This is a genomic window from Streptomyces sp. NPDC050504, assembly GCF_044458065.1.
Lineage (GTDB): Bacteria > Actinomycetota > Actinomycetes > Streptomycetales > Streptomycetaceae > Streptomyces.
On the sequence record NZ_JBITHO010000002.1, the window covers coordinates 540,665 to 556,255 of the forward strand.

At 73.2% G+C, this 15,591-nt stretch carries 15 protein-coding genes; 6 read left to right on the forward strand and 9 right to left on the reverse strand.

The features are described from left to right. Positions 1-14: 14 nt before the first annotated feature. Positions 15-1,037, forward strand: coding sequence for a carbohydrate-binding protein (locus ACIBNE_RS08240; RefSeq protein WP_399270653.1), 1,023 nt, complete (start codon positions 15-17; stop codon positions 1,035-1,037). A gap of 65 nt (positions 1,038-1,102) precedes the next feature. Here the strand turns inward: ACIBNE_RS08240 and ACIBNE_RS08245 are convergent, their stop codons facing one another. The 5 genes from ACIBNE_RS08245 to arfB form a co-directional block, all read right to left on the reverse strand. Further along, entirely contained in the window at positions 1,103-1,948 is an 846-nt protein-coding gene (locus ACIBNE_RS08245) for a ketose-bisphosphate aldolase (RefSeq protein ID WP_399270654.1), read from the reverse strand. 295 nt (positions 1,949-2,243) lie between these two features. Continuing rightward, the gene (locus tag ACIBNE_RS08250) at positions 2,244-3,170 is read right to left on the reverse strand and encodes a 1-phosphofructokinase family hexose kinase (RefSeq protein WP_399270655.1); all 927 of its coding nucleotides are present in this window, start codon (positions 3,168-3,170) and stop codon (positions 2,244-2,246) included. Positions 3,171-3,286: 116 nt separating this feature from the next. Beyond that, positions 3,287-4,432, reverse strand: coding sequence for an N-acetylglucosamine-6-phosphate deacetylase (gene nagA / locus ACIBNE_RS08255; RefSeq protein ID WP_399270656.1), 1,146 nt, complete (start codon positions 4,430-4,432; stop codon positions 3,287-3,289). Next, entirely contained in the window at positions 4,432-5,466 is a 1,035-nt protein-coding gene (locus tag ACIBNE_RS08260) for an ROK family protein (RefSeq protein ID WP_399270657.1), read from the reverse strand. The genes nagA and ACIBNE_RS08260 overlap by 1 nt, the downstream gene beginning before the upstream one ends. 111 nt (positions 5,467-5,577) lie before the next feature. Then, positions 5,578-6,006 (reverse strand): alternative ribosome rescue aminoacyl-tRNA hydrolase ArfB, encoded by a 429-nt coding sequence (gene arfB, locus ACIBNE_RS08265; protein ID WP_399270658.1) that lies wholly within the window; start codon positions 6,004-6,006, stop codon positions 5,578-5,580. A 180-nt stretch (positions 6,007-6,186) separates the two neighbouring features. On the opposite strand from arfB, the gene ACIBNE_RS08270 reads away from it, so the two are divergent. Both ACIBNE_RS08270 and ACIBNE_RS08275 read left to right on the forward strand, forming a co-directional pair. Continuing rightward, positions 6,187-6,762 (forward strand): TerD family protein, encoded by a 576-nt coding sequence (locus tag ACIBNE_RS08270; RefSeq protein WP_399270659.1) that lies wholly within the window; start codon positions 6,187-6,189, stop codon positions 6,760-6,762. Between the two features lie 293 nt (positions 6,763-7,055). After that, a complete protein-coding gene (locus ACIBNE_RS08275) occupies positions 7,056-8,696 on the forward strand; it encodes a M4 family metallopeptidase (protein WP_399270660.1) in 1,641 nt (546 codons plus the stop codon). A gap of 36 nt (positions 8,697-8,732) precedes the next feature. Here the strand turns inward: ACIBNE_RS08275 and ACIBNE_RS08280 are convergent, their stop codons facing one another. The 3 genes from ACIBNE_RS08280 to ACIBNE_RS08290 form a co-directional block, all read right to left on the reverse strand. Next, complete coding sequence (locus ACIBNE_RS08280; protein ID WP_399270661.1) at positions 8,733-10,109, reverse strand: M1 family metallopeptidase; 1,377 nt, start codon at positions 10,107-10,109, stop codon at positions 8,733-8,735. A gap of 24 nt (positions 10,110-10,133) precedes the next feature. Then, complete coding sequence (locus tag ACIBNE_RS08285) at positions 10,134-11,279, reverse strand: hypothetical protein (protein ID WP_399270662.1); 1,146 nt, start codon at positions 11,277-11,279, stop codon at positions 10,134-10,136. Between the two features lie 67 nt (positions 11,280-11,346). Beyond that, on the reverse strand, positions 11,347-11,904 hold the full coding sequence (locus ACIBNE_RS08290) for a heme-binding protein (RefSeq protein ID WP_399270663.1): 558 nt from the start codon (positions 11,902-11,904) through the stop codon (positions 11,347-11,349). Positions 11,905-12,162: 258 nt separating this feature from the next. On the opposite strand from ACIBNE_RS08290, the gene ACIBNE_RS08295 reads away from it, so the two are divergent. From ACIBNE_RS08295 to ACIBNE_RS08305, 3 genes are all read left to right on the forward strand, one after another. Then, positions 12,163-13,305 carry a sensor histidine kinase gene (locus ACIBNE_RS08295; RefSeq protein WP_399270664.1) on the forward strand — a complete coding sequence of 381 codons (1,143 nt, stop codon included), beginning with the start codon at positions 12,163-12,165 and terminating at the stop codon, positions 13,303-13,305. Further along, positions 13,302-13,952: a response regulator gene (locus ACIBNE_RS08300; protein WP_399270665.1), complete on the forward strand. Its 651-nt coding sequence runs from the start codon at positions 13,302-13,304 to the stop codon at positions 13,950-13,952. Before ACIBNE_RS08295 ends, ACIBNE_RS08300 begins: the two co-directional genes overlap by 4 nt. A 238-nt stretch (positions 13,953-14,190) precedes the next feature. Continuing rightward, positions 14,191-14,691, forward strand: a complete 501-nt coding sequence (locus tag ACIBNE_RS08305; RefSeq protein WP_399270666.1) for a hypothetical protein — start codon at positions 14,191-14,193, stop codon at positions 14,689-14,691. A gap of 207 nt (positions 14,692-14,898) precedes the next feature. On the opposite strand, the gene ACIBNE_RS08310 is transcribed toward ACIBNE_RS08305, so the two are convergent. Further along, positions 14,899-15,588: a pentapeptide repeat-containing protein gene (locus tag ACIBNE_RS08310; RefSeq protein ID WP_399270667.1), complete on the reverse strand. Its 690-nt coding sequence runs from the start codon at positions 15,586-15,588 to the stop codon at positions 14,899-14,901. Between the last annotated feature and the right edge of the window lie 3 nt (positions 15,589-15,591).

The following is a 15,591-nucleotide window of genomic DNA, read 5'->3' on the forward strand; positions in this document are numbered from 1 at the left end:
AGGAGTGACCCAGGATGACGGCCGGAGGCCCCGGTAACAACGGAAGCAACGGCGCGAGCACGCCTGAGGACGATGATCCGTTCGGCTATCTGTACGCGGACGGACAGGCGGCGGGCGCCCAGCCGCCCCAGGGCGGTGGCGGCTACGGCTACCCCGGCCCGGTCGGCGGCGGCCAGCAGCAGCCCGGAGTGCCCAGGACCTCGTACAACCAGGTCCGCACGGTCGGTGAGCGGCAGTACGGCCACCACCAGCCGCACGCCCAGCTCCCGTCCCAGCAGGGATACGGGCCGCAGGGCCAGCAGGCGTACGGACAGCAGGGCCAGCAGGGGTACGGGCAGCCCACCGCGCAGTACGCGGCGCCCGAGACCTACGGCGGCCAGCAGCCCGCCCGTCAGGCACCGGCCCCGCGCGGCGGCGGCCCCAACACCAAGGGCCTGCTGATCGGCGCGGTCGCGGTGGTCGCGGTCGTGGTGATCGGCATCAGCGTGGCCCTGATCAACAACAGCAACAAGAACAAGGACAAGAAGGACGAGACGAAGTCCTCGGCGGGCACCGAGGTCAAGGAGTCCCCGAAGCCCGCCCCGTCCTCGTCCGACAAGAAGAAGGAAGAGCCCGCGGAGCTGCCCAGGCAGGACGCGGCGACCCTGAAGCTGGGCGGCACCGCGGCGCTCGCCCGCGACATCACGGGCGCGAAGGGCGCGGACGGCGCCTACGTCGGCGGCTTCAACTCGGTCGGCGCGTCGGCCTCGTGGACCTTCGACGCACCCGAGGACGGCGACTACACGCTGCACGTGACCTACGGCGTGCCCGGCAAGGACGCGAAGACGTCCCTGACGGTCAACTCCGAGCAGCCGCGCGGCATAAACATGAAGAACTTCGCGAACGCCCCCGACGGCGCCTGGGACAAGGGCTGGACGAGGACCTACTCCTACGTGAAGCTCAGCAAGGGCCAGAACACCCTGAAGCTCTCCTGCGAGCAGGGCGACCAGTGCGAGGTCAACCTGGACCAGGTCTGGCTGACGAAGGGTCACGGCTAGGCCGTGCCCGTCCGGGCAGGCGACGGCCCCCGTTCCCCGGCCGGGGAACGGGGGCCCGTCCCGTTTCAGAGCAGACGCAGGAAACCCGCCACCGTTTCGGTCATCGCGGTGCGGGCCGGGGCGAGGTACTTGCGGGGGTCGACCGCGGTGGGGTCGGCGGCCAGGAAGGCGCGTACGGCGGTGGTGAACGCGGTGTTCAGGGCCGTACCCACGTTGATCTTGACCATGCCCGCGGCGACCGCCCTGCGGATCTCCTCGTCGGGGACGCCCGACGAGCCGTGCAGGACCAGGGGGACGGGGACCGCGGACTTCAGGGCGGCGATCAGGCCGTGGTCCAGGGACGCGGTGCGTTCGGTCATCGCGTGGGACGAGCCGACCGCGACCGCGAGGGCGTCCACCCCCGTGTCCGCGACGTAGGCGGCGGCCTCCGCGGGGTCCGTGCGGACGCCCGGGGCGTGGGCGTCCAGGGGCGCTTCGCCCTCCTTGCCGCCGACCTCGCCCAGCTCGGCCTCGATCCAGATGCCGCGCTCGTGGCCCCAGCGGACGGCCTCGGCCGTGGCCTTCACGTTGTCGCCGTACGGGAGCTTCGACGCGTCGAACATCACCGAGCCGAAGCCCGCCGCGTGGGCCCGCTCCAGGAGGTCGACCGAGACGACGTGGTCGAGGTGGAGGGCGAGGGGCGCGGACGAGGCCCTGGCGACCGCGGCGGTGGCGGCGGCGACGGCGGTGAGGTCGCCGCCGTGGAACCTCACCGCGTTCTCGGAGATCTGGAGCACGGCGGGGGCGCCGGCCTCTTCCGCGCCCTCGGCTATCGCCTCGGCGTGTTCGAGGGTGATGACGTTGAACGCGGCGAGGCCCTGGCGGGCGGCGGTGGCGGTCGATATGAGGTCGGCGGTGGTGACGAGGGGCATGGTGGGCCTTTCACTCCGTGCGGGTGGTGCTTTTCGCGGGGCGCGGGTGGGGTGGGGGTGCGGGGCGGGCCGGTGGTGGCTTGCTCGCGCAGTTCCCCGCGCCCCTACGGGGCTCGCGCCCCGTTAGGGGCGCGGGGAACTGCGCGAGGGTGGGGCACACGCCGCGCGTACTCACCCCGCGAAAGCGGGCTCGCCACCGGCGGGTTTTCGGGAAGGGGCGGGTCGGGGACTCGCCCGCCGCAGGCGAAAGGCGGCCCGCCCCGGGCGACGGGGCCCGTAGAAGCAACCCCCTGCCTCACAGCGGTGACGGATGCTCGGTCACCGCGACCCGGGAGAGCAGCCCCTCGTACGCCGCCGCGTCGAACTCGCCCGCCACGGGCGCCAGTACCGTCGCCGCCGACAGCGCCACCGCCCGCCGCAGCCGCTGCGGCCACGGCTCGTCCGCGACCAGGCCCGCCAGCAGGCCCGCCACCGCCGAGTCGCCCGCGCCCGTGGGGTTGCCGCGCACCGCGGCGGGCGGGCGGGCCTGCCAGGTGCCGTCCGGGGTCGTCGCCAGCAGTCCCTCGGGGCCGAGCGAGGCGACCACCGCCCGCGCGCCCCTCCCCCGCGCGTCGCGCGCGGCGCGCTGCGGGTCGCGGGAGCCGGTGAGCTGGGCGAGTTCGTCGGCGTTCGGCTTGACCAGGTCGGGGCGGGCCGCGATGCCGCGCCGCAGCGGATCGCCGCTGGTGTCCAGGAGCACGGGCACGCCCGCCGCCCGCGCCTGGCGGATCAGCTCCGCGTACGCCGCGACGTGGATGCCGGGCGGGAGGCTGCCGCAGAGGGCCACCACGGAGGCGTCGGCGAGGAGTTCGCCGTAGGAGAGCGTGAAGGACGCCCACTCGGTGGGCGTGACCGTGGGGCCCGCCTCGTTGAGCTGCGTCGTGTCGCCGGTCTTCGCGTCGGCGATGGCGAGGGTGCGCCGGGTGGTCCCGGCGATCGGGACGAGCGCGTCGCGCACCGGCAGCGGGTCGAGCAGTTCGCGCAGTACGGCGCCGGTGGCGCCGCCCGCGAAGCCGGTGACGGTCACCTCGTGGCCGAGGGCGGCCAGCACGCGGGCGACGTTGACGCCCTTGCCGCCGGGGCGCTCGGTGACCTCGTCGACGCGGTGCGAGGCGTGCGGGAGCAGGGCGGGGACGCGGTACGTGATGTCGAGCGCGGTGTTGAGCGTGACCGTGAGGATCACCCGCCACACCCCCGCACACCTCGGTACCCGGTCGCCTACGGGGCCCGATCATGCCAAAAAGAAGACGGCTGGCCCAGGGGTCAGGGCCAGCCGTCTTGCCGTAATTCGGGGCGAAATCAGGCCACTTGGGGCTTAATGATCCACTCGCCCTTGCGCATCACGCCCTTGAGCGCGAAGTCCGCGTCCAGGACCACCAGGTCGGCGTCCTTGCCGGGCTCCAGCGAGCCCACCCGGTCGTACACGCCGAGCAGCTTCGCCGGGTTGGCGGAGATGGACTGGACGATGGACTCGACGGGGATCCGGTCGATCGTCGCGGCCCGCCGGAACGCGGTGTCCAGGGTGAGGGTCGAGCCCGCGATGGAGCCGCCCTCGACGAGGCGCGCGACGCCGTCCTTGACCTCGACCGCGAGCGGGCCCAGGTCGTAGTGCCCGTCGCCGAAGCCCGCCGCGTCCATCGCGTCGGTGATCAGCGCGACGCGGCCGGCGCCCGCGTGGTGGTACGCGAGCTGGAAGGCGCCGGGGTGCAGGTGGGTGCCGTCGTTGATCAGCTCGACGGTGATCCGCTCGTCCTCCAGGAGGGCGGTGACCGGGCCCGGGGCGCGGTGGCCGATGGCGGGCATCGCGTTGTAGAGGTGCGTGGCGACGGTGGCGCCCGCGTCGATCGCCTCGACGGTCTGCTCGTACGTGGCGTCGGTGTGGCCGATCGCGGCGAGCACGCCGTGCTCGGCGAGCAGGCGCACCGAGTCGATGCCGCCGGGCAGCTCCGTGGCGAGCGTGACCATCTTGGCCTGGCCGCGCGCCGCGTCGATCAGCTTGCGGACCTCGGCCGGGTCGGGGTCGCGCAGCAGGGTCTCGTCGTGGGCGCCCTTGCGGCACGGCGAGATGAACGGGCCCTCGAAGTGGATGCCCGCGGTCTCGCCCTGCTCGGCCAGCTCGGAGAGGATGCCCGCGCGCTGCGTGAGGAAGTCCATGTCGCCGGTGACCAGGGAGGTCACGACGGTGGTCGTGCCGTGCTCGCGGTGCGTGCGGATGCCCTGGAGCACCTCGTCGACGGTGCCCGAGGTGAAGGACGCGCCGCCGCCGCCGTGGTTGTGCATGTCCACGAAGCCGGGGACGAGCCAGTGGCCCGCGAGGTCGACGGTCTCGGCGCCCTCGGGGGCGGAGCCGGCGATGCGGGTGCCGTCGACGATGACGCGGCCGTCGTCGACCGTGCCGGTGGGCAGCACCACGCGGGCGCCCGACAGAACCTTGCTGGTGGCCATCAGGCGCGTACCTCCGTGGTGTCGTGTCCGTTTCCGGGATCGGTGGTGCCGGGGTCGGGGGTTGCGGGGGCGGTGGTCGCGGGATCGGTGGTCACGGGTTCGGTGGTGCCGTTCGTCTCCGCCGCGAGGTCCCAGGCGACCAGGCCCGCGCCCAGGCAGCCCGCGGTGTCCCCGAGGGCCGCGGGGACGATGGTGGGCAGCTTCTGGAACGTGACCCGCTCCTCGACCGCGGCCCGCAGCGGTGTGAACAAGGTTTCCCCGGCTTCGGCGAGTCCGCCACCGATGATCAGCGTGTCGGGGTCCAGCAGGGTGAGCGCCATGACGAGTCCGTCGGCGAGCGCGTCGACCGCGTCCTGCCACACGCGCACGGCCCGGGGGTCGCCGGACTCCACGGCCTTCGCGCAGTCGGCGGCGTCCGCGTCGGGGTCGCCGCTGGCCCCGGCCCAGGCGAGGGTGACGGCGGAGGCGGAGGCGTACCGCTCCAGGCAGCCGCGCTGGCCGCAGCCGCACTCGGTGCCGCCGTGGCGGACGACGACGTGGCCGATCTCGCCCGCGCAGCCGTGCGCGCCGGCCTCGATGCGGCCCTCGATGCCGATGGCGCCCGCGATGCCGGTGCCCAGGGGCACGAAGAGGAAGCGGCCCGCGCCCTTGCCCGCGCCGATCCGGCCCTCGGCGAGGCCGCCCGTGCGGACGTCGTGGCCGAGGGCCACGGGGACGCCGCCGAGGCGCGCGCTGAGGAGGTCGCGCAGGGGGACGTCGCGCCAGCCGAGGTTCGCGGCGTAGACGGCGATGCCGTTCTCGGCGTCGACGATGCCGGGCACGGCTACGCCCGCCGCCTCCGCGGCGGTGCCGAACCGCTCCTCCCCCACCGCGCGGAGCTCCGCGGCGAAGTCCACGATGGTCTCGATGACCGCTTCGGGGCCGCGCTCCCTGCCGGTGGCTCGGCGCGCCTCGTGGAGCAGGGTGCCGTCCGACCCGACGAGGGCGGCCTTCATGCCGGTGCCGCCCACATCGAGGGCGATGACGTGTCTCACGGGGGACAGTTTGCGCGTTCGCCCATGAAAGGTCTAGTCCACCTGCCCGGGATTGTTGCGGTCGCATACAAAATCGGGGGCGGGGTGGCGGCGGGTCGGGGGCGGGCCGGGCTAGTCCCAGCCGCGGGCCGAGCGGCCGCGCTTCGTGTCGCCGCGCTGCTTCTTCTCCCGCAGCCGCCGTTCGTTGATGCCCCGGGGGATCCTCGTCGCCCGGCGGGCCTTCGGCGGGGGCGCGGTGGCCTCCGCGAGCAGGGACGCGAGGCGCACCGCCGCCATTTCGCGGTTGCGCCACTGGGAGCGGTGCTCGGACGCGCGCACCGCGATCACGCCTCCCACCAGGCGGGCGGCGAGGCGTTCCAGGGCGCGGTCCTTCCAGACCTGGGGCAGGGCGTCGGTCGCCGCGAGGTCGAAGCGGAGTTCCACCTGGGAGTCGCTGGTGTTGACGTGCTGGCCGCCCGGCCCTGAGGAGCGGGAGAAGCGCCAGGTGAGTTCGGACTCCGGAAGGGTGACGGAGCCGCGGATGACATAGGGACCGGACATGCCTCCATGTTCCCCGCCCGCCCGGGGCGGCGTCATCCCCTTTTGCCCCGGGCCGCACAGGAAACGTAAAGAAAGTAAAGGGTCCTGGAACCCCGGGGTCCTCCGCGTGCGTTAGGAGGGGTGACGGTAGCTTCGTGACGGCACGAAGCCCGACACACGAGAACGAGGAAAGGGACTCCCATGGCTGTAAGCCTGTCCAAGGGCGGCAACGTCTCGCTCACCAAGGAGGCCCCGGGCCTGACCGCCGTCACGGTGGGCCTCGGCTGGGACGTCCGCACCACCACCGGCACGGACTTCGACCTCGACGCCTCGGCGATCGCGGTGAACACGCAGGGCAAGGTCTACTCCGACGCCCACTTCGTCTTCTTCAACAACAAGTCGACGCCGGACCAGACCATCGTGCACACCGGTGACAACGTCACCGGCGCGGGCGACGGCGACGACGAGCAGATCAACGTCAACCTGGCGGGCCTCCCGGCCGACGTCGACAAGATCGTCTTCCCGGTCTCGATCTACGACGCCGAGAACCGCAGCCAGAACTTCGGCCAGGTGCGGAACGCCTACATCCGCATCATCAACCAGGCCGGCGGCACCGAGCTCGCGCGCTACGACCTGAGCGAGGACGCCGCCACCGAGACCGCCATGGTCTTCGGCGAGCTGTACCGCAACGGCGCGGAGTGGAAGTTCCGCGCCGTGGGCCAGGGCTACGCCTCCGGCCTCGCGGGCATCGCGCAGGACTTCGGCGTCAGCGTCTGAGTCGCCGCGCGTCACCAGCGGTACCCCTGAGCAGTACCCCCCGAGGGGCCCCGGTCGGTTCGCCGACCGGGGCCCCTCGGCCGTTCCCCGGGCCCTGACACCCGCTCAAAGGTCCAGGCCAGACGGCCTTTTCCGGGCCGACCGCCGGATAACGGACATCACGCACCGCCCCTCGGACAAGAGCTGGTCAAATAACTTGTACGTCCACTGACAATCGACGACCTCGGTGGCACTGTCTCCCGCACGCACCAACGTTCCCAACAACCCCCCACGAAACAAGTGTTGGAGACCGCATGACCCCCCACAAGAACACCCGGCTCAGCGCTGCCCTCATCGCCTCCGCGGCCATGGTCGTCACCGTGGCCGTCCAGAGCACCGCCACCGCCGCGCCCGACACCGCCACCACCCCCGCCACCACCGCCGCCACCGCGCAGGCCGCCGCCCCCACCGGCGCCTCCGCCCTCCCCCTCGCCGCGTCCCCGCGCGCCGCCGCCATCGCCGCCGCCCAGGAGCAGGCCCCCTCCGCCGCCCGGACCATCGGGCTCGGCGGCAAGGAGGAGCTGGTCGTCCGCGACGTCGTCAAGGACGCCGACGGCACCGTCCACACCCGCTACGAGCGCACCTTCGCCGGCCTGCCCGTCCTCGGCGGCGACCTCGTCACGCACACCGCGAAGAACGGCAGGGTCAAGGGCGTCGACAGGGCCACCGACGCGCCGATATCCGTGCCCACCACCACCGTCGCGCCGACCACCGCCGCCGCGCGCACCACCGCGTCCGCCGCCGGGGCCCGCAAGGTGGTCTGGGCGCGCGACGGCAAGCCCGTCCTCGCGTACGAGACGGTGAAGACGGGAACGCAGCACGACGGCACCCCCAGCAAGCTGCACGTCGTCACGGACGCCGCGACCGGCAAGGAACTGCGCCGCTTCGAGGCCGTCATGACCGGCGAGGGCACCAGCCAGTACAGCGGCACCGTCACCCTCGGCACCTCACCCGGCATCAAGAAGGGCAAGCGCGGCGGCTTCGCGCTCACCGACGCCGGGCGCGGCGGCCACTCCACGTACGACCTGAAGCACGGGCAGAGCGGCAAGGGCACGCTCTTCACGGACGACGACGACAAGTGGGGCGACGGCACCCCGGCCAACGCCCAGACCGCGGGCGTGGACGCCGCCTACGGCGCCGCGCTGACCTGGGACTTCTACAAGTCGGAGCTCCAGCGCAACGGCATCGCGGGCGACGGCAGGGCCGCGTACAGCCGGGTCCACTACGGCAACGCGTACGTCAACGCCTTCTGGGACGACAGCTGCTTCTGCATGACGTACGGCGACGGCGAGGGCGACAAGAAGCCGCTGACCTCGATCGACGTCGCGGGCCACGAGATGACCCACGGCCTGACCTCCGCCACCGCCAACCTGGAGTACGCGGGCGAGTCCGGCGGCCTCAACGAGGCGACCAGCGACATCATCGGCTCCTCCGTCGAGTTCTTCGCGAACAACAAGGAGGACGTCGGCGACTACCTGGTCGGCGAGGAGATCGACATCAACGGCGACGGCTCGCCGCTGCGGTACATGGACCAGCCCAGCAAGGACGGCCAATCGCTGGACTACTGGGACGAGAACGCCGGGAACGTCGACGTCCACTACTCGTCCGGCATCGCCAACCACTTCTTCTACCTGCTGGCCGAGGGCAGCGGGCAGAAGGAGATCAACGGCGTGCGGTACGACTCCCCGACCAAGGACGGCTCGGAGGTCACCGGGATCGGCCGGGAGAAGGCGTACAAGATCTGGTACAAGGCGCTGTCGGCGTACATGACCTCGACCACCGACTACAAGGCCGCCCGCGAGGCGACCCTGAAGGCGGCGAACGACCTGTACGGCGCGGACGGCACCGAGGCGCGGACCGTCGCGGCGGCGTGGACCGCGGTCAACGTGAAGTGACGCACCGCCGCTGACCCGAGGAGGCGCCCCGCCCCGTCACTCCCCTGGCGGGGCGGGGCGCTCCTCGCCGTACAGCCAGGTGTCCCACAGCTCGTCCAGCTCCTCGTCGGAGGCGTCGGTGTGCTCGGCGACGTAGTCGGTGAAGTCCTCGGTCGAGGCGTTGGCGTGCCGGTACTCCTTCAGCCAGCCCCGCACCAGCGCGCCGAACGCGTCGTCATCGCCGAGCAGTTCGCGCAGCCGGTGGACGACCATCGCGCCCCGGGCGTAGACCGGGGGGTCGGAGAGCTCGGCGGCGTTCGGCGGATCGGCGGGCGGGAAGGCCCAGTTGTCCTCGTCGTCGAACGCCTCCGCGAAGGACTTCCCCGCCGGCCTGCCGTGGAAGTCCTCGGCCCACAGCCACTCCGCGTACGTCGCGAAGCCCTCGTTCAGCCACATGTCCCGCCAGGTCCTGGGCGTGACGGAGTTGCCGAACCACTGGTGGGCCAGCTCGTGGACGAACGTCGACTCGTCCGTGCCCTCCGGGAGGAACGGCTTCGTCTGGGTCTCCAGCGCGTACCCGACGTCCGGGTCCTCGTCCACGATCGCGCCGGTGGTGGTGAAGGGGTAGGGGCCGAAGTTCTCGATGCCCCACTCCATCGCCGCGGGCAGCTTCGCCAGGTACGCGGACCCGCGGGCCTCAAGCTCGGGGTTGACGGCCGTGTAGTACGGCACCCCGGCGGCCCTGCCCTCCTGGACCGCGTACTTCCCCACGGCGACCGTCGCCACGTAGCTCGCCATCGGGCCCGGTTCGTGCCAGACGAAGGAGGTCGTCCGCGCCCCCACCGCCTTCTCGCGCAGCTCGCCGTTGGAGACGGCCGTGTACCCGTTGGGGACGGTCACCGTGATGTCGTACGCGGCCTTGTCGCTGGGGTGGTGGTTGCCGGGGAACCAGGTCGTCGACCCGGTCGGCTGGCCCAGCGCCACCGCCCCGTTCGACGTTTCGCGCCAGCCCTCGTCGGGAAGCGCCTTGGGCTCGCCCTCGTACCGTACGAGCGCGGTGAACGTCCGGCCCTTCCGCACGTCCCTCTTCGGACGCAGCGTCAGCTCCCGGCCCGCGCGCTGGACGGACGCCCGCGCGCCGTCGACCTCGGCGCCCCGCACGGTCAGTCCGTCCAGGTCGAGGTTGAAGGCGCTCAGGTCCTGCGTGGCGACCGCGGTGATCAGCGCGGTGCCCTTCAGCACGTTGCCGTCCGGGTCGTAGTCGAGGGTCAGGCCGTAGTGCCGTACGTCGTAGCCACCGTTGCCCAGCTTCGGGAAGTACGGGTCGCGCAGGCCCGCGGCGCCCGGCTTGCCCGTGACGCCGCCGGTGCCGCCCGTACAGCCGGTGACCAGGAGGAGGGCCGCGACGAAGGGTACGAGGGTTCGACGAGTCACACGAAAGATCCTATGCGCGGAATGTCACGCGGAGTGGCCGCTTGTCCGCTGTAGGACGGCGATTCCCAGGGGCCGCGCGCCCGCCGCGAGGCGCCGTGCGTCGCCGCTCTCCAGGTCCACGACCGTGATCCCGTTCCAGTAGCCGTCCCGGGTGAAGCCGCCCGTGACGTACGCCGTGCGGCCGTCCTTCGAGACCGCCACGTCCTCGTGCGGCCCTTCGAGCCCGATCACGCGCTCCTCGCCGTCCGGCGCGCGGACCGTCAGCGAGCCCTCGCCGCCCTCGTCCGCGCCGACCGCGAGCAGCGTGCCGTCGGCGGTGAGGGCGGCGCCGTGCTGGTGGACGCCCGCGGTCATCCGCTCGATCGTGACGCGTCCCGTACCCGGGTCGAGGACCGCGAGCCGCTCGCCCTCGAAGGGCAGCAGCAGACGGCCGTCGGACGGGCGCACCACCGCGTAGTGCGGCTTCAGCCAGGAGCCGAGGCCCTGCTCGCCGTAGGGCGCGACGACCAGGCGGCGGCCCTTGAGCGTGTCGGTGCGCACGGCCGTGACGTCGTACGAGTCGTGGCCCGTGGCGTACACCTCGCGGCCGTCCTTCGAGACGTCCACGTCGAAGGGGCGGCGGCCGACCGGCACGGTGTCCGTGACCTGGCGGGACGCCGTGTCGATCACCTCCAGCACGCCCTTCCCGCCGGGCACGTTGACCCCGACGTACGCCCGCCCGCCGTCGGGCGAGAGCGCGATGCCCATGCCGCCGCCCCGGTACTCGCCGGTCGTGGCGGGGCCCGAACCGGTCTCGTACGGGACGCGGCCCAGGTTCTCGCGGGTCGTGGTGTCCACGATCGCGACGCCCTCGGCCGTGGCGACCCAGGCCCGTCCGTCCGCGCCGACGGCCAGGCCGTACGGGGCGGTGCCGACGCGCACCGAGGCGAGGGGGCCGCGCGCGGGGTCGACGAAGGTGACGGTGTCGCCGCCGAAGTCGGCGACGAGGAGGGTGCCTTCGGGGGTCCGCACGCCAGGGGAGGGATCGGGGGTGGGGGCGGGGGCGGGGCTGGACGGCGCGGCGGAGGCGGCCGCCGCGCTGTCACCGCCGCCCCCGCCGCCGTTCCCGGTCGCGCAGCCGGACAGGAGGAGGGCGGCGAGAAGAAGCGTTCCGGCGCGACGCGTACTCATCATGTCTCTCCGTACCTCTCCGTATCTCTCCGTGCCTGTCCGTACTGTCCGTACTGTCCTTGCGTGCTTACCGGTTGAGGGAGGCGACGCCCGCCTGGGCGAACTTCTCGTCCAGGTCGCCGCTCGGGGCGCCCGCCACGCCGATGCCCGCGATCGGGGCGCCCTTGGCCTGGACCGGGGCGCCGCCGCCGAGGAAGAGGGTGCCCGGGATGTCCTTCAGGTTCGGGGCCTGCTCCAGGCGCTTGACCAGCTCGGAGGTGGGGGCGTTCCAGGAGACGGCGGTGTACGCCTTCTTCACGGCGGACTCGGGGGACTGCGGGCCCGCGCCGTCGCCGCGCAGGGTGACGATGGTGTTGCCGTTGCGGTCGACGACGGCCACGGAGACGCGCTGGTTCTCCTTCTTGGCGGCGTCGAGGGTGGCCTGGGCGGCCTTGGTGGCGGCGGCCACGGTCAGGTGCGTCGACTGCACGAGGTTGCGGTTCGAGGCGTCGGCCTTGACCGCGGCGGCCGGGGCCGCGGCGGGGGCGGAGGCGTTCGCGGACATCGCGCCGAAGGTGCCGGCGGAGAGGGCGGCCGCGGCGACGGCGCCGGTGATGACACGGGTGCGGAAGGAGGTCTTCTTCATGGTGGGCTCCTGGGGAGGATCGGGACGCTGACGGGCACCGGCAGGGGGCTCTTGCGCCGGAAGCTCTTGCGCCGGGGCGTTTCGCTCTGAGATCCATCCTGGGTCCGGTACCGGGGCCCCACGGTCGGCGGACCGGCTGCCTTCGGTCAGCCGATCGGTTGATGCGGGGGTGGTCCGCCCGGGTCACCATGGAGGGATAGGTGCAGGTCAGCACCGGTTCGGCGCAGGTGCGAACGGAAATCGCGAGGGAGCGGCAGGGTGCAGGGGAGTACGGAAGACGCGGGCCGGACCCCGGCCGACCCGGACGGGCGGTGGCTCGCCGCCGTCATGCACGCGGCGTTCTTCCTGCTGCTCGGCGCGTCCCTGATCCGCTTCCTGCTGCGCCACCCCGGCGACCCGCACACCCCCTGGATCATCGGCCTGAGCGCCGCGCTGTCCCTGCTCTACCTGCTGGAACCCACGCCCCGGCCGCGCTTCCGGCACGTCTGGCTGATCGCGGTGGTCGCCGCGTGGGTGGTGCTCGTCGTCATGGCGCCGAGCTTCGCGTGGTGCGCGGTCCCGCTGTTCTACACGGGCCTGGCGACGCTCAGCCCGCGCCCCGCGCTGCTGCTGGTCGTGCTGCTCACCGCGTTCGTGGTGACCGCCCAGCTCCAGCTCGCCGACGGCTTCGACCCGAACCTGGTCATCGCGCCGCCCGCCGTGGCGGCCGTCGCGACCGCCGTCTTCCTGCACATGCGGCGCCAGTCGGAGCGACTGGCGGCGACCGAGCGGCGGGAGGGCACGCTGGCCGAGCGGCAGCGGCTCTCCATGGAGATCCACGACACGCTCGCCCAGGGCCTGTCCAGCCAGCAGATGCTGTTGCAGGCGGCGGACCGGCTCTGGGAGACCGACCCGGGGACGGCGCGCCGCCACGTCCGTACGGCCGGGTCCATCGCCGAGCGCAACCTCGCCGAGGCCCGCCGCTTCGTCCACGACCTGGCCCCCGCGGACCTCGCCGAGGGCGGCGGCCTCGCACAGGCGCTGCGCGCGCTGGCGTCCCGCGAGTCGACCGAAGCGCTGTCCGTCCGCTTCCAGCAGGACGGGGTCCCGCAGGCGCCGCTGCCCGACCGCGCCCAGTCGGCGCTGCTGCGGATCGCGCAGGGCGCGGTGGCCAACGCCGTCGAGCACGCGGGCGCCGCGTCCGTCGTCGTGACCCTCACCCACCTGGACGACCAGGTGGTGCTGGACGTCGCGGACGACGGGCGCGGCTTCGCGCAGGCGACGGCGGGGCCCGGCGTACGGGGCCACGGCCTGCCCGCGATGCGGGCGCGCGTCCAGCAGCTCGGCGGCACCCTGACCGTGGAATCGGCGCCCGGCGAGGGGACGGTAGTCTCCGCCGCGATCCCCTTGGAGACCTCATGACGCAGTCCGTTCCGCCCGCGCAGCCCGTACCTCCCGTACGCATCCTCCTGTGCGACGACCACGTGGTCGTGCGCGCCGGTCTGCTCGCGCTGCTCGGCAGCGAGCCGGACATCGACGTGGTCGGCGAGGCGGGCAGCGGCGAGGAGGCGGTGGCGCTGGCCGCGAAGCTGCGGCCCGACGTGGTCCTGATGGACCTCCAGCTCGGGGCCGGGATCGACGGCGTCGAGGCGACGCGGCGGATCGCGCCGACGGGCGTGCACGTGCTGGTGCTGACCACGTACGACACGGACGCCGACATCACCCGGGCGATCGAGGCGGGCGCCACGGGGTACCTCCTGAAGGCCGAGCGGCCCGAGGAGCTGTTCGCGGCGATCCGCTCGGCCGCGCAGGGGCGGACGGCGCTCTCCGCGCCGGTCGCGAGCCGGGTGATGGCCCGGATGCGCGAGCCGCTGCCGACGCTCACGGACCGCGAACGCGACATCCTGGGCCAGCTGTCGCAGGGGCTCGGCAACCGGGAGATCGCGCGGGCGCTGTTCATCAGCGAGGCGACGGTGAAGACGCACCTGGGCAGGATCTACGCGAAGTTGGGCGTGGACACGCGGGCGGGAGCGGTGGCGGTGGCGAAGGAGCAGCGGCTGCTGGGGTGAGGCGGGGCGGGTGGAGGTTCGTTGCACCTGCGGCCCGGTGGTGGGTTGCTCGCGCAGTTCCCCGCGCCCCTGGGTGGACGGGGTGACCCGGTCACGGGGGTGGTGTGCCGGGGGCTGCGCGAGAGTGGGGCACACGCGGCACGTGCCCACCCGGCGCGAGCGGGCCCGCCCCAGAACACCCGCCCACCAGCCCACCCGCACCGCGCACCGCACCTCCCCTCCGTGACACCATCCCTACGTGCTCGACATCGGCTACGCCCTCTCCAACCGTTTCCCCGACCCCCCGCAAACCGACTACCGCCGCGCGGACACCCGGGCCCTGCGCCACGACCTCTTCTGCGGCGACGTCTACCTCGCGGACACCGAGAAGGACCACGAGGTGTCCACAGCCTGGGGATGGGTGCCCGTCCTGGACTTCGCCTGGGCGCTCTGCGACATCGTCGAGCAGCTCGACCAGGACCCCAAGGGCAGCCGCGCCTCCCGCCCCCAGTACGCGGAGCTGGACTTCACCGAGTCCAGCGACCGCATGCTCTTCGAGCGCCGCTTCGGCTGGGTGGACATCGAGGCGGACTGGATGAAGGCCGACGAGCCGCCCATCACCTTCAACCACCAGGTGCTGCGGCGCGAGGCGCGCGACTTCCTGCACGACCTGCTCGCCGACCTGTCCGACATGCACGAGGACCTGGCGGAGAACCCGGTGATCTGGACCCTCCAGGCAAAGTTCCCCCGCATTCCGTAGCCCCCGCCGCGCACAGGTGCGCCCCGACAGGGGCGCGGGACTGTGTCCGATGTGCGGCTCCGCCGCGCGGGCGCGAGCACAGGTCCGCCCCTTCAGGGGCGCGGGGAACTGCGCGAGAGTGGGGCACACGCCGGGCGAACCCACCCGCCCCGGGGCCCAGGAAGCCCACAAGCCCCGCCGCAGGCGAAAAGCGCCCCCGGGCAACCGCTACCGTCCCCCTCCCCCCGCCCCTGACTCCTCCACCCGCACACCCAGCTCCGCCGCGAACACCCCCGCAAGCTCCCACAACTGCCCCGTGCTGATCACCGCCCCCGACAGCCGGTCCACCCCCCGCGCCACGTCCACCTCCACCGCCCCGCGCAGGTCCACGTCCTTCAGCCGCGCCCCGGCGAAGTCGACCCGGCGCAGCACGCACTCGCGGAACTCCACTCGCTCCAGCACCGCGCCCCCGAAGTCCGGCTCCTCCAGCACCACCCCCTCGAACGACACGTCCTTCAGCCGGGCCCCGCGCAGGTTCAGGAAGTCCGCCTTGCCGCCGCGCACCACGACCCTCTCCAGCACCGCGCCGTGCAGTTGCACCCCGCCCAGCCGCGCGTCCAGCACCTCCACGTCCCGCAGCGACGCCTCCGCGAGGTCCGTGCCCACGCCCCGTACGCCCGACAGCACGCTGTCGATGAACCGGGCCCGCCCCAGCTCAGCCCCGTCCAGCGCGCACTCCCGCAGCGCGCAGTCCAGGAAGCGGGCTCCGGGTCCCGACTGCCCCGACAGGTCGAGCCCCGCGAACTCGACGCCGTCGTAGTCCCCGTCGGGCACGAGCGGCCCTCCGTCGTGCGGGACGAGCGGCGGAAGCCGTACGTCCGGCCGCCGTACCGGGGGAACCGCCTTCTTCTGTGCCATGCC